Source organism: Halorubellus litoreus (assembly GCF_055378595.1).
The window spans coordinates 303,385-316,042 of sequence record NZ_AP043834.1; the positions used below are offsets into that span (position 1 = coordinate 303,385).

Consider the following 12,658-nt stretch of genomic DNA (forward strand, 5'->3'; position numbering starts at 1 on the left):
GTCTTCGTGTAGGGAAAGATACAACCTGTGGGGGTGTCTGTCTGCGCGTAATGAAGCCGGGTGCCTGGGTGAACGTCGATGAGTGAGACGCGGACGATCCGCGTGGGGGAGACGGTCGACGGCGACGCCGTCGAGCTACCGGTCGTGGAGCTGTTGACCGGTCGCGGGTTCGTCACCGGGAAGTCCGGGAGCGGGAAGTCGAACACGGCGAGCGTCGTCTGCGAGGAACTCCTGGACGCGGGGTTCCCGATGCTCATCATCGACTGCGAGGGCGAGTACTACGGGTTGAAGGAGGAGTACGAGCTCCTGCACGTCGGCGCGGACGAGGAGTGCGACATCCAGGTCGCGCCCGAGCACGCCGAGAAGGTCGCGGACCTCGCGCTGAACGAGAACATCCCGGTCATCCTCGACGTCTCCGGGTACCTCGACGAGGACGTCTCGAACGAACTCATCCTGCAGACCGCCAGACACCTGTTCGCGAAGGAGAAGAAGCTCAAGAAGCCGTTCCTGCTCGTCTGCGAGGAGGTCCACGAGTACATCCCGGAAGGCGGTGGGATGGACGAGACGGGGAAGATGCTCATCAAGATCGGGAAGCGCGGCCGCAAGCACGGCCTGGGCATCGTCGGCATCAGTCAGCGGCCCGCGGACGTCAAGAAGGACTTCATCACGCAGGCGAACTGGCTCGTGTGGCACCGGCTGACGTGGGAGAACGACACGAACGTCGTCGGGCGCATCATCGGGTCGGAGTACGCCGACCGCGTGACGGACCTCGACGACGGGCAGGCGTTCATGCAGACGGACTGGGCGGAAGCGGACCTGCGGACCGTGCAGTTCCGTCGGAAGCGGACGTTCGACGCGGGCGCGACGCCGGGGCTCGACGACTTCGAACGCCCGGAGTTGAAGTCGGTGAGCGACAACCTCGTCGGCGACCTCCAGTCCATCACGGAGGACAAGGAGGAGCACGAGAACCGCATCGCGGAACTCGAAGCGGAGATCGAGAAGAAAGACCAGCGGATCGCGACGCTCGAGGACGAACTCGAGGACGCCAGGGACATCTCGCAGGCGGCGAACAAGATGGCGGACGCCATCGCGGGGAACACCGGTATCACGGCGCCGAGCGACGACGACCAGCAGACGCTCGACGAGGTCGAGGGCGACAAGGAAGACCACGAGAAGTCGAACGCGGAGATCGAGCACGAGCGCAACGAGTTCCGGAAGCGAGCGCGCGAACTCGAGGAGCGACTCGACGACCTCGCGACGACGAAGGCGGACCTCGAGGACCGCGTGGAGGCGCTCGCGGCCGAGAAGAGCGAGCTCGCCGACGAACGCGACGAGTTACGCGCGGAGCGCGACGAGCTGGCGACGCGCGTGGACGAACTGGAAGCGGAGGTGGAGTCGATGCACGCGGAACTCGGGGACGAACGCCAGAAGACCGAACAGCTCGAGTCCGAGACGGACGAGGGCGAGGTCATCTCCGACCAGGCCGACCGCATCGCGTTCCTCGAGATGGCGCTCGAGCAACTCCAGCGACGGCTGTCGGACGACGACGGCGCGGGCGGCGACCTGGAGTCGGTGTCGACGATCGACCTCCTGCACGAGGACCCGATCGAGGAGAAGGTCGAGGCCGCCATCCGCGAGTCGAACTGTCGCCGCGAGCACGCGTGGGACGTCATCGCGGTGCTCGCCGACCGCGGCCCCATCCGGACGCGCGACGTCGAACCGCTCGTCGATGCAACCGGCCATCACATCTCGAGCGCCATCATCGAACTCCGGAAGGTGAACGTCCTCGAGCGCGACGAGAAGGGCCGCCACGAGATCAACCGCCGGTACGTCGAAGGCATCCTGGAGACGAAAGCCGAACGCGAAGGGCTGGCGGCGTTGAAGAACCGGTCGCGGCAGTAGTCGGTCGTGCTCGAGTGGCGTCGATACTGCGTTTCGTCAGGCGCCGCCGCTGACGCTGTGGAGGCCGACGATCCCGCAGACGATGACTGCGATGAACCCCATCCTGGCAAGCGACGCCGGTTCGTCGAAGAGGACGACGCCGAGCGTCGCGGTGCCGACGGCGCCGATACCCGTCCAGACGGCGTACGCTGTTCCGATGGGGAGGTTCTGGACTGCTTTCGCGAGGAGCACCATGCTGATGACGAGCGCGACCGCGGTCGCCGCGGTCGGGACGGGTTTCGTGAGGCCGTCGGAGTACTGGAGGCCGATTGCCCACGCGATCTCGAACAGGCCGGCGACGACGAGGAGCGTCCAGGACACGTTCGTTGGTTCGCGACCGTCGGCTTCAGTCCTGCGACGTCGCTGCTTCGGGTGACCCTCGCAGTCCAGGGGTGACTTCGCTCGTAATCGCCCGTCACCGTTATGCCCTTGCCGTCGTTCGTTCCGCTCGAATGAGACGACGTGCGTTGCTCGGGGCGCTCGCGGTGGGGGGAACGGCCGGCTGTCTCCGGCTCGAAGGGGGCAGTGGGACGACGAACGCGACGGGCACGGACGGTGCAGGAATGGGGACCGTCGAGACCGCCACGGCGACGGCGACGGCGACCGAGACCGAACCGGAGACCACGACGGAGCGCGGCGACCCGACGTATCCGTTCGGATTGAGCGACGACGGCGTCGAGTCGTACCTGTACTCGACGTGTGATTCGGCGGTCGCGGAGCTGTCCTACCGCGCGCAGTACACGAAGGTCGACGTCGAGAGCGGGAGTCAGAAGTGGCATCGCGAGTACGAGGCCGCGGACGGTATCGCGCTCGGGCACTGGAATCGGAAAGGTGGTGGACCCGTCGACGCGTTCCATACCATCGGCGGCGACATGCTGTGGCGAGAGGAGGTGGCCGACGGCGATACGTACGGGTTGAGCACGCGACCGTCGTTCGAGGAGATATTCTGGGCCGAGGAGATCCAGCCGCTCCTGAAGGGGCCGGCGTGGGGGTCGCCCGAGCGCGTGAACGACGATCGGCCGGCCGTGTGGGAGGTGCGCGCCGATTCGGTCGGGGAGACCGTGCGGTCGCCGGGCCACAGCGAGGGAGAACTGAAGTCCATCGAGGGCGCGCGGATGCGCGTCGACGAGAACGGTGTCATCCGACGAATAGAGGCGGTGTACGACTCGTCGAACTTCGAGGGTGAGGTGCGCCGGCATCGGTTCCGGTTCGAGGTGTCGGACGTCGGGGCGGTGTCGCTCTCCGCGCCGTCGTGGGTGGAGACCGCACGAGAGGAACGACCTGACTTCTCCGCGCAGTTGACCGACGACCGGAAGTACGTCCGCCTGACGATGGAGTCGGGGTCGATAGCGTCCGACTCGCGCATCTCGGTGTTCCAGCAGCCGGACGCGGCGCGAAAGTACGTCGCGCGCACCGACCGCGAGGTGTCCGCCGGTGACGAACTCTACATCCACGCGAAGACGGATTCCGGGAAGTTCAACGAGGCCGGCATCGGGTACGGGACGCGGTCGTCGGTCGGAACGCCGCCGACGCTCGACGAACGGTATCACGTGGTCGCGTTCCGCCGAGACACGAAGTACGAACCCGGCGTCGACGTCGCACCGCCGAGCTAGGTCGCTACAGCGGTCGCGGTCGTCGCGGTGGTCGTCGACGGCTCAGTACTCGTACTCGACGACGGTCGTGCCGTTCGGGGTTTCGACGTAGACGACGTCGCCGTCGTTGTTCCAGATGGGGCTGCTCGCGCCCCAGTACAGCGAGTCGGCGGTCGCGTCACCGCTGCCCGTGAACAGCGTCAGTTGCTCGCCGGGGCGCAGCGCGACGCCGTCGGGCACGGTGTACGCGTGGTTCGCGTCGTCGCGGACCGTGTACCCGGAGAGGTCGATGGTGCGGTCGCCGCGGTTCTCGAGGACGACGTACTCGTCGTTGAGGTTGTCGCCGTCCGGGCCGTCGGCGTCCGCGTGCACGGTCGCGACCGCGAGGCCGCTGTCGCCGACGGCGCCACCATCGTCGCTGGCGGCGCCCGCGCCGTCCGTGTACGCCCAGAGGCCGGCGTTCTGGGATTGCGCGCTCGCTTCGAGGCTCGCGAACCGGTCGCGTTCCGTGAACTCGCTGTCGTACATCCGCGCGTACCCCTGCTCGAGGAGTTCGGCGTTCACGTTCTCGCCGTCGACGTAGACGTAGACGAGGAGGCGCCCGTACGAACCACGGCGGTCGGCTTCGGGGTCGGTCGCGATGCGGACCTCGGCGTCGGCGACGCGCTGAATCATCCACTCGCTGGCCCTGTGCCCCCAGTCGCGGAGCCATTGGCGGCCGTCCTCGGTCTCGGGAATGCCCTCGAACTCGTCGGGCGTGACGCCCGTGTGGACCTCGGGGGTGTCGACGCCGAGCAAGCGGACGTTCTCGACGCGACCGTCCGGGAACTCGACCTTGAGGGTGTCGCCGTCGACGACCTCGACGACCTCGACCGTCCACTCGGTCGCCGTCCCGACACCGCCTCCGTTCGCGTCGTTCGAGCCGCCAGCGCTCGCGTCGATACCAGCGGAGAGACAGCCACTGAGAGCGACGAGAACGACGAGGGCGACGACGATGACGGACCGCTGATGCATGTACGGATGGTGGTCCCCTCGCGAGATGAGTGTACCGCCGACGCGACCGGTACGCGTCTTCCCGCCGACGCGGCCGAGGCGCCCATTCCCGCCGACGCGGCCGAGGCGCCCATTCCCGCCCACGTGGCCGAGGCGCGTCCGCAGTCGCGGGAAGTACTGCGGACGCGGTGGTGTGGCCGAGCCGCGATTCGCGGGGTATCCCGTCCTCTGCTGTGGGTTTTCTCCGGACGTGGCGGGGTGGTGCGTTCGCTGGGCGGCGTCGAACCGCGGACCGGGCGGTGTCGACGGGCTACTGGCGTGGAACAGCGGACGGGGTGGGGGTCGAACCCGTAACGGGCGTCCCCGTGGCGCGCGTGAAGAACCGTGTGGAACAGCGGACGGGGTGGGGGTGGGAGTGAGGGTGGGAGTGGGGGTGGGACGGGGAAGGTTCCTTGTCGCTGCACGCCCTCGGTACGCTCGTGCCTACGTGTAGCGAGGAAGACTGCGAGCGTGGTGCGGCGTTCGAACTCCACGTCCCGTGGGCCGAGAACCGTCTGGTCTGCGCGCCGCACGCTCGCGTGCTCGCTCGCCAGGACGGCGTCGTCGCGGACGCCCTCCCCGACGCGAGCGACGAGCTTCCCTGAGCGGTCGCGGCCGCCCAGCCGATGCGGTCGCTCTCGTGCAACCTCCGAAAGAAGTCGTTCGACCGTGGTCGCCCGATCGCGTCAGACGAGGTGCTTCGCCATCATGACCTCGTCGACGTACGCGTCGTCGATCTTGTAGTGGTCGTCGCGGACCGCTTCGGTCTGCCAGCCCTGGCCTTCGAGGAACTCGATCGCGCCCTCGTTCGTCGCCGGCACCGAGTTGTAGAGGCGTTCGTAGCCGCGACTCGCCGCCCACTCGACGCCTCGCTCCAGCAGGTGCGAGCCGATGCCGTGCTCGCGGTACTCCTCGAGGACGCCGACGGTGAGTTCGGCGGTGTGACTGAGTTTCTCGACCTCCGGGTGGTCGATGTGCACCCAGCCGACGACCTCGTTGTCGACGCACGCGACGAAGAACATCCGCGTCTCCAGTTCGTTGCGTCGGAGGAGGACGCCTTCCTCCTCGAGGATGTGCGCGACGGATTCCGCCTCGACGTAATCGCCGCCCTCGACGGTGCGACGCATCGCGCCGACGAGCCCCGTGAGGTCCTCCTCGCGCGCCTGCCGGATGGTGAACGCCACCTCGCCGCTCTCGTACTCCTCCTCGGCGCCGGACTCGTACGCGATACGGAGGTGGTCGCGGTCCGCCTCCTCCAGGACGCCGTTTCGCTTCAGGATGGCGATGTGGTGCCCGAACGCGCGCTCGTCGAGCCCGACGGACTTCCGGAGCTTCTCGTAGCGGACGGTGCCGTGTGACTCCACGTAGTCGTAGATCGCCTCGCGGTCCGCGTGGTCGAACTCGAGCTTGCCAGTCAGTTCCATGCCATCTGGTACCACCCCGCAGTACTTAATGGTTGTTCGGAATACTACGACGTGAAACCGGCGACAACTACTTGATGCGGGCGGGCGACGCGGCAACCATGCCCGCCGCCCCCGTATCACCACCCCGTCGGTGGTGGCAGTGGTAGACGCCGTCTTCTGGGCGCTCGTCGCGCTCGCCACCGTCACGAGCCTCGTCACCGCGTGGGCGCTCGGCGCGAACTCGAACTCGCCACCGTTCGCGCCCGCCATCGGCGCGAACGCCATCTCCACGATGCGCGCCGCGTTCCTCATCGGCATCCTCGCCGCCCTCGGCGCCCTCACGCAGGGTGGCAGTATCTCCGAGACCGTCGGCAGCGGCCTCGTCGACGGCGTCGCAATCACGAGCCTCGGCGCGACCGCCGGCCTCCTCACCGCCACCGGCTTCATGGCGTTCGGTATCTACAGCGGCTACCCGGTGCCCGCGGCGTTCGCGACCACGGGCGCGATGGTCGGCGTCGGCCTCGGGCTCGGCGGCGACCCAGCCATCTCGACGTACCAGCGCATCGCGACGTTCTGGGTGCTCGTTCCGCCCGTCTCCGGCGGGCTCGCGTACCTCACCGCGACGCTCCTCCGCCGCGACGACGTCCCCGACACCGTCGGCATCCCGCTCCTCGCGGCCGTCGTCGGCGGCATCGTCGCGAACGTCCGGCTGAGCATCATCCCCGCGCCAGGGGACGCGACCCAGGGGAGTCTCGCCGCATACGGCGCGAGCTTCGTCGACACACCGAGCGTCGAAGGCGTCGACGTCCTCGTCGTCGTCCTCACGCTCGCGTTCGCGGCCGCGAGCTTCCAGTTCATCCGCCGCCGCACGCAGGCGTCGGTCGACAAGGGCGTGAAGACGTTCCTCCTCGTGCTCGGGAGCATCGTCGCGTTCTCCAGCGGCGGCAGCCAGGTCGGGCTCGCCACCGGGCCGCTGGAGAACCTCTACGGCGTGGAACTCGGCCTCCCGAGCATCGTCCTCCTCGGGCTCGGTTCCGCCGGCATCCTCGGCGGCGCGTGGATGGGCGCGCCGCGACTCCTCCAGGCGACGAGCCGCGAGTACGCCCAGCTCGGCATCCGACGCTCCATCGCCGCGCTCGTCCCCGGTTTCATCATCGCGCAGGCCGCGATCGTCCTCGGCATCCCCATCTCGTTCAACAACATCATCATCAGCGGCGTCATCGGCGGCGGTCTCGCCGGCGGGAGCGCCGGCGTCTCACGCCGGAAGCTCCTCACGACCGTCGTGTTCTGGCTCATCACGCTGTTCTCGTCGGTCGCGGTCGGGTTCGGCGTCTACACCGCGTTCGCCACCGTCCTCGGGTAGCGTCGAACCCACCCGGACGAGACGTGCCGGCGGGTAGGCGCGCTCCAGCGTCCCGATTGCTACGCGCGCTCCAGCGTCCCGATCGCCATCTCGACGCCCGGACTGTAGTGGACGAGCGACGGCTCGCCCGCGGGGTCGATACCGGCGGCGTCGAGGAGCGAGCGTTCGGTGACCGTCGCGTCCGCGGGCTGGACCGGCCACGGTGGATGCCCGACGGACCCGACGAGCCGCGAGCCCAGCGGGCCGGTCGCGACGTACCGCTCCCGCTCCACGAGGAACGACGAGAGCGTGTCCGGAGCCGTCCGCCCCGGTTCACCCGCGGGCGTGAACGTCACCGCCAGTCGCGCCCGGTCGTCGCCGCGACGACGCGTGAGGACCTCCGTGCGGTCGCCCTCCTCGCGACGCCCGACCGACGCGTGGTGCGCTGGCAGTCGGAACAGGTTCCGCATCGCGTCCGCCACGAGCCGGTCGTTCACGTCCAGTGAGAGGAAGTGTATCGCTCGCTGTCCCGCCGGCGTGATGACGTACGTCCGGAGGATGACCGCCTCGACGTCTCGCCGCACCGGGAACCCGAACGCGTCGAACCGGTCGATAGAGACCATGATCGCCGAGACCCACGCCGAGTCGTCGAAGCGATCGGGTTCGGTCCAGTCCGGGATTCGACTGCGGATCGTCCCGGTGGACACCGGCCAGTGCGCCAGACAGGCGTCGGAGAGCGCGAGCGAGAGCGGCCGGACTGCTATCGGCATACTCCACCTATCGGGTTCCAGGGGCTTGAGGTATCGGCCGCGCGATCGGCCGGTTCCACGTTCGAGTGCGACGGTACGCGCGGTGATCGCCGGCCCTCAGTCGCGAACGACGGTGACGGTCGTCGGCGCTTCCGCGACGACGGTGGTCGCGACCGTGCCGAGGAGTCGGCTCGCGAGCCCGGAGTTCCCGCCGTGGCCGCCCATCACGACGTGGTCGATCGCGTGGTCCTCGGCGTACTCGACGATCGTCTCGGCGGGGTCGCCGGATTCGACGACGGTGTCGACGTCGCGGCCCGCTTCGGCGGCCGTGTCCCGAGCGCGTTCGACGAGACGGTCCGCTCGCTCGCGCGCCTCGACCTCGCGGTCGCTGTCGGTGACGTCCTCGAGGATGCCGCCCTCGCTCATCGGCGCGTCGATGGGGACGACGACGTTCAGGACGGTGATCTCGCAGTCGAACGTCTCCAGAGCGTGTGCGAGCGCCGCGTCCGAGAGCGGAGACCCGTCTAGCGGGACGAGCACGTTCGAGGGAGCCATTTGTTCTTCATCCGAGCGGACGCGCTAAGTAACCTCGCCCTCGCGCTCGTCGGCGACCGGTCGGGCAGCGACCCCTCGAGCGTTCCGCGACCGACCCCACGCCCGGACCAAACACCGCCCAGACCAGACACTTCCCGGATACGATTGCGAATTTCGAATCAACACCCGGTTTCTCAAAGCCATAAACCAATATACTAGGAGGTATATTTGTATAATCGAACCATCGAGGCGTTTTCAGATGAGAGACAAACCAGCCGACCACCGGCTCGACGACATCGACCGTCGCATCCTCCACGCGCTCATGGGAGACGCGCGGCACACGACCGCCGCGTCACTCGCGGACGCCCTGAGCGTCTCGGGCGCGACGGTTCGAAATCGCATCGCGAAACTCGAGGAGAGCGGCATCGTCCGCGGTTACCACGCGCAGGTCGACTTCGAGCGAGCCGGCGGCAAACTCACGAACCTCTACATCTGCAACGTCCCCATCCCCGAGCGGGAAGCGCTCGCACGCAAAGCGCGGTCGGTGGCGGGCGTCGTGAACGTCCGCGCGCTCATGACGGGACGGGGGAACCTCCACGTCCTCGCGGTCGGCGAAACGACCGCCGACCTCCAACGGATATCGCGGACGCTCTCCGGGTACGGCATCGAGATAGAAGACGAGGACCTCGTTCAGGACGAGTTCCACTCGCCGTACGAACCGTTCGGGCCGGACACCGAGCGCGCGGACGCACCGACCGACTTCATCAGTCTCACCGGCGAGGCGGATGTCCTCGAAGTGGGCGTCCACGCCGATGCCCCCATCGCAGGCCTCTCGCTCGCGGCCGCGATGGACCGCGACGTCATCGACGAGGACACCCTCGTCATCGGCATCGAGCGCGACGACAGGGAACTCACGCCCCACGGCGACACGGTCGTGTCCGCCGACGACATCGTGACGGTCCTCTCCCGGAGCGCGTCGCCCGAACCGGACCTCGACGCGTTTCGCGCACGACCAACGACGACCGGGGACGGGTGAGTTCGAGATGCGACACCTCCTGCGTCGACTCCTCGGCGCCACGCGCGACGTCGTCGTGGTCTCCGAGTGTCGGAACTGCGGAACGACCGTCGAACCGACCGTCGAACGCTGCCCGGTGTGCGGAACCCGAGATATCAGTCACTACGAGATTCACTGACCATGCCCGAATCACTCACCGGCCGCGTCGTCGTCCCGGTCGCCAACGAGGACGACGCGCGCGAGACCGCGACAGCACTCGAACCGTACGACATCGGCGACGTCACCGTCGTGCACGTCGTCGAGAAAGGCGCCGGCGTCCCGGACAAGACGCCGGTCGAGCAGTCCGAATCCGTCGCCGAGGACGCCTTCAGCGCGTTCCGGAGCGTGCATCCCGCGGCTCGCACGCGGACCGCGTACGGCCGTGACGTCGTCCAACGGATCGTCGACGTCGCGGACGACGTGGACGCCACCGCCATCGCCTTCCTCCCCCGGGGTGGGAACCGCATCGTCCAGTTCCTCGCCGGCGACCGCTCACTCAGGCTCGTCACCGAAGCCGACCACCCCGTCGTATCACTCGCCAGACCAGACGCTTCGGACGATGCATGAGCACGCCCGACTAATTTCGGTCGACGGACGCGAACGCCTCGTCCTGTCGACCACGAGCGTCGACGCGACGTTCGACGACGGACCGCACCCCCGCATCGAACTCCAGCGATGAGTGCCGCGACCGAGATCGTCGGTATCGTCGTCACGATAATGGGCGTCGGGGTGGCCGCGCAGGTCCTCGCGGACCGACTCCGAATACCGAGCGTCCTCTTCCTCATCCTCGCGGGCGTCGTCGTCGGCCCCGAGGGCCTCGGCCTCGTCGACCCCGCCGTGTTCGGCGACGCTCTCCCGGCAATCGTCGGGCTGAGCGTCGCCATCATCGTCTTCGAGGGCGCGTTCCACCTCCACGTCGACCGGCTCCGGGAAGCACCCCGCGAGACGCTTCGGCTCGTCACCGTCGGCGCCCTCCTCTCGCTGGTCGGTACAGCCGTCGTCGTCCGGTTCGCCCTGGGGACTTCGTGGGCGCTCGCATTGCTCGTCGGGGCGCTCCTCGTGGCGACCGGGCCGACGGTCATCACGCCGATCATGGACGTCGTCCCAGTCCGGGATCGGGTGGCGTCCGCCCTCGAGACCGAGGGCGTCGTCAACGACGTGACCGCGGCGATACTCGCGCTCGTGACGTTCGAGTACCTCCTCCTGGGTTCGAGCGGCCTCCCCACGCTCGTCGGGATGTTCGCGACGCGACTCGCGCTCGGGGTCGCCGTCGGGTGTCTCGTCGCAGCCGTCGTCTGGTACCTCCTCAACGACGTCGGTCTCTCCGTCGAGAACGCCCCGCAGAACGCGCGCCTCATCGTCCTCATCGCGGCGCTCGGCGCGTACGGAGTCGCGGAGATACTCGCGGCGGAGCTGGGTGTCGCCGGCGAGCTCGGGTCCGAGTCCGGGATCGCCGCAGTGGCCGCGGCGGGCTTCCTCCTCGGGAACGTCTCGCTCCCCTACCGGGAACAGATAGAGCAGTTCAAGGGCGACCTCACGCTCGTCGTCCTGACGTTCGTGTTCATCACGCTGGCGTCGCTCCTCACGCTCGACGACCTCCTCGCGCTCGGCGTCGGAGGTATCGTGGCCGTCGTCGCCATCACCGCCGTGGTTCGCCCGGCGCTCGTGATGCTATGCACGGTCGGTGACCGGTTCGCGTTCGCGGAACGACTCTACATGAGCGCCATCGGCCCGCGAGGTATCATCCCGGCGAGCGTCGCGACGCTGTTCGCGCTCGAACTACGCCCGGCGAACCCGCAGGCGGCGACGACGCTCGTCGGCGCGGTGTTCCTGGTCATCCTCGTGACCGTCGTGTTTCAAGGGGGACTGGCGCGTCACATCGCACAGGGTCTGAACGTGATTCCAATGCGAGCTATCGTCGTCGGCGGCGGGCGAGTCGGCCGCGCGCTCGGCGAGCGGCTCGAGGACCGCGGCGAGGAGGTCCTCCTCATCGAGGCCGACGGCGACGTCGTCGAGAGCCTCCGCCAGGACGGGTTCTCCGTGCACGACGGCGACGGCAGCGACAGGGACGTCCTCGACCACGCTGGGGCGGACAGCGCGAAGGTCATCGCGGCGGCGACAGGCGACGACGACGTGAACCTCCTCGTCGGACAGCTCGCGAAGAACACCTTCGGCGTGGACACCGTCGTGGCGAGGGTCAACGAACCGGACAACGTCGAGGCGTTCGAGAACCTCGACATCGAAGTGATATCCACCGGGATGTCGGTGGCGTGGTCGATGGACAACGTCATCGAGCGACCCGGTATCGCGCGTTGGATGACGGAACAAGACCGCGAGGGGGACGTCCAGGAGGTCGAGGTGACGAGCGACCGAGCGGTCGGGCAGTCGGTGGCGGAGCTCCGCGCGGCGCTCCCGAACGACTGTCACCTGGCGTTGGTCACGCGCGGCGGCGACAACCGACTCCCGGAGCCGGAGGACGTCGTCGAACGCGGCGACCACCTGACGTTCATCGGCGGGAAGGCGGCCGTGCGAGAGGCACAGGACTACTGCGACGACACCGGCGTCCTCTGAGCGTCCTCGGCTCAGTCGTCCCGCCAGGTGACGTCGACGTCCGTGAGGACGGCCGCGGTGTCGACCGCGTCGTGCGTGTCGAGCAGGGTCTCCGCTGCCGTTCGGGCGGTGACGTCGGGGTTGCAGTCGACGCCGTGGCACGCCGCGAACAGTTCGAGATACGTGTTCAGTCCGACTTCGAGCGCGTCCCAGGCGTCGGACTCGAAGTACACCCACGAATCCTCGGTGCGAGCTTCGATGTACGTCGCCGCGGCTTCGCCGACGCCGTCGCGAGCGAACGCGAGCGCGCGCTCTTCGTCCGGGGGCGCGGTGGGCGCGCTGAACTGCTCGCGCGCCGTCGTCGCGCGCTCGCGGAGCGCGACCGCGCGAGCCTCGTAGTCGCGGCGCTCACTCGACCGCGCGTCAGTCCACTCGTCTCGCGACGCGTCGGCCACGCTCGG

14 protein-coding genes are annotated in these 12,658 nt (G+C 68.5%); 8 read left to right on the plus strand and 6 right to left on the minus strand.

The window, feature by feature from the left end; genetic code table 11:
- Positions 1-78 precede the first annotated feature (78 nt).
- A complete protein-coding gene (locus ACZ48X_RS01375) occupies positions 79-1,902 on the plus strand; it encodes a helicase HerA domain-containing protein (RefSeq protein WP_336351367.1) in 1,824 nt (607 codons plus the stop codon).
- Between the two features lie 36 nt (positions 1,903-1,938).
- On the opposite strand, the gene sugE is transcribed toward ACZ48X_RS01375, so the two are convergent.
- A complete protein-coding gene (sugE, locus tag ACZ48X_RS01380) occupies positions 1,939-2,262 on the minus strand; it encodes a quaternary ammonium compound efflux SMR transporter SugE (RefSeq protein WP_336351366.1) in 324 nt (107 codons plus the stop codon).
- 131 nt (positions 2,263-2,393) lie between these two features.
- Here sugE and ACZ48X_RS01385 point away from each other — a divergent pair, with 131 nt between their 5' ends.
- A complete protein-coding gene (locus tag ACZ48X_RS01385) occupies positions 2,394-3,554 on the plus strand; it encodes a hypothetical protein (RefSeq protein WP_336351365.1) in 1,161 nt (386 codons plus the stop codon).
- Positions 3,555-3,596: 42 nt separating this feature from the next.
- On the opposite strand, the gene ACZ48X_RS01390 is transcribed toward ACZ48X_RS01385, so the two are convergent.
- Complete coding sequence (locus tag ACZ48X_RS01390; RefSeq protein WP_336351364.1) at positions 3,597-4,547, minus strand: thermonuclease family protein; 951 nt, start codon at positions 4,545-4,547, stop codon at positions 3,597-3,599.
- A 458-nt stretch (positions 4,548-5,005) separates the two neighbouring features.
- Here ACZ48X_RS01390 and ACZ48X_RS01395 point away from each other — a divergent pair, with 458 nt between their 5' ends.
- Positions 5,006-5,170 (plus strand): hypothetical protein, encoded by a 165-nt coding sequence (locus ACZ48X_RS01395; protein ID WP_336351363.1) that lies wholly within the window; start codon positions 5,006-5,008, stop codon positions 5,168-5,170.
- Positions 5,171-5,251: 81 nt separating this feature from the next.
- On the opposite strand, the gene ACZ48X_RS01400 is transcribed toward ACZ48X_RS01395, so the two are convergent.
- Positions 5,252-5,989, minus strand: a complete 738-nt coding sequence (locus tag ACZ48X_RS01400) for a GNAT family N-acetyltransferase (protein WP_336351362.1) — start codon at positions 5,987-5,989, stop codon at positions 5,252-5,254.
- Between the two features lie 139 nt (positions 5,990-6,128).
- Between ACZ48X_RS01400 and ACZ48X_RS01405 the strand changes: the two genes are divergently transcribed.
- A complete protein-coding gene (locus ACZ48X_RS01405) occupies positions 6,129-7,331 on the plus strand; it encodes an inorganic phosphate transporter (protein WP_336351361.1) in 1,203 nt (400 codons plus the stop codon).
- A gap of 59 nt (positions 7,332-7,390) precedes the next feature.
- Here ACZ48X_RS01405 and ACZ48X_RS01410 read toward each other — a convergent pair whose 3' ends face one another.
- Together ACZ48X_RS01410 and ACZ48X_RS01415 are read right to left on the minus strand one after the other, a co-directional pair.
- The gene (locus ACZ48X_RS01410; protein ID WP_336351360.1) at positions 7,391-8,080 is read right to left on the minus strand and encodes a YqjF family protein; all 690 of its coding nucleotides are present in this window, start codon (positions 8,078-8,080) and stop codon (positions 7,391-7,393) included.
- A gap of 96 nt (positions 8,081-8,176) precedes the next feature.
- Positions 8,177-8,614: a universal stress protein gene (locus ACZ48X_RS01415; protein WP_336351359.1), complete on the minus strand. Its 438-nt coding sequence runs from the start codon at positions 8,612-8,614 to the stop codon at positions 8,177-8,179.
- Between the two features lie 238 nt (positions 8,615-8,852).
- Between ACZ48X_RS01415 and ACZ48X_RS01420 the strand changes: the two genes are divergently transcribed.
- The 4 genes from ACZ48X_RS01420 to ACZ48X_RS01435 all read left to right on the plus strand — a co-directional run bounded on the left by ACZ48X_RS01420 (position 8,853) and on the right by ACZ48X_RS01435 (position 12,218).
- A complete protein-coding gene (locus ACZ48X_RS01420; protein ID WP_336351358.1) occupies positions 8,853-9,629 on the plus strand; it encodes an Lrp/AsnC family transcriptional regulator in 777 nt (258 codons plus the stop codon).
- A gap of 7 nt (positions 9,630-9,636) precedes the next feature.
- Positions 9,637-9,786 carry a zinc-ribbon domain-containing protein gene (locus ACZ48X_RS01425; RefSeq protein ID WP_336351357.1) on the plus strand — a complete coding sequence of 50 codons (150 nt, stop codon included), beginning with the start codon at positions 9,637-9,639 and terminating at the stop codon, positions 9,784-9,786.
- Positions 9,787-9,788: 2 nt separating this feature from the next.
- A complete protein-coding gene (locus ACZ48X_RS01430; RefSeq protein ID WP_336351356.1) occupies positions 9,789-10,214 on the plus strand; it encodes a universal stress protein in 426 nt (141 codons plus the stop codon).
- A 108-nt stretch (positions 10,215-10,322) separates the two neighbouring features.
- Positions 10,323-12,218: a cation:proton antiporter domain-containing protein gene (locus tag ACZ48X_RS01435; protein WP_336351355.1), complete on the plus strand. Its 1,896-nt coding sequence runs from the start codon at positions 10,323-10,325 to the stop codon at positions 12,216-12,218.
- Between the two features lie 11 nt (positions 12,219-12,229).
- Here the strand turns inward: ACZ48X_RS01435 and ACZ48X_RS01440 are convergent, their stop codons facing one another.
- Positions 12,230-12,652 (minus strand): hypothetical protein, encoded by a 423-nt coding sequence (locus tag ACZ48X_RS01440; RefSeq protein WP_336351354.1) that lies wholly within the window; start codon positions 12,650-12,652, stop codon positions 12,230-12,232.
- Between the last annotated feature and the right edge of the window lie 6 nt (positions 12,653-12,658).

Coding starts and splice junctions, on each gene's coding strand:
- ACZ48X_RS01435 (WP_336351355.1), top strand. CDS start 10,323: ATGAGTGCCGCGACCGAGATCGTCGGTATCGTCGTCACGATAATGGGC.
- ACZ48X_RS01410 (WP_336351360.1), bottom strand. CDS start 8,080: ATGCCGATAGCAGTCCGGCCGCTCTCGCTCGCGCTCTCCGACGCCTGT.
- ACZ48X_RS01385 (WP_336351365.1), top strand. CDS start 2,394: ATGAGACGACGTGCGTTGCTCGGGGCGCTCGCGGTGGGGGGAACGGCC.
- ACZ48X_RS01400 (WP_336351362.1), bottom strand. CDS start 5,989: ATGGAACTGACTGGCAAGCTCGAGTTCGACCACGCGGACCGCGAGGCG.
- ACZ48X_RS01425 (WP_336351357.1), top strand. CDS start 9,637: ATGCGACACCTCCTGCGTCGACTCCTCGGCGCCACGCGCGACGTCGTC.
- ACZ48X_RS01375 (WP_336351367.1), top strand. CDS start 79: ATGAGTGAGACGCGGACGATCCGCGTGGGGGAGACGGTCGACGGCGAC.
- ACZ48X_RS01390 (WP_336351364.1), bottom strand. CDS start 4,547: ATGCATCAGCGGTCCGTCATCGTCGTCGCCCTCGTCGTTCTCGTCGCT.
- ACZ48X_RS01430 (WP_336351356.1), top strand. CDS start 9,789: ATGCCCGAATCACTCACCGGCCGCGTCGTCGTCCCGGTCGCCAACGAG.
- ACZ48X_RS01420 (WP_336351358.1), top strand. CDS start 8,853: ATGAGAGACAAACCAGCCGACCACCGGCTCGACGACATCGACCGTCGC.
- ACZ48X_RS01415 (WP_336351359.1), bottom strand. CDS start 8,614: ATGGCTCCCTCGAACGTGCTCGTCCCGCTAGACGGGTCTCCGCTCTCG.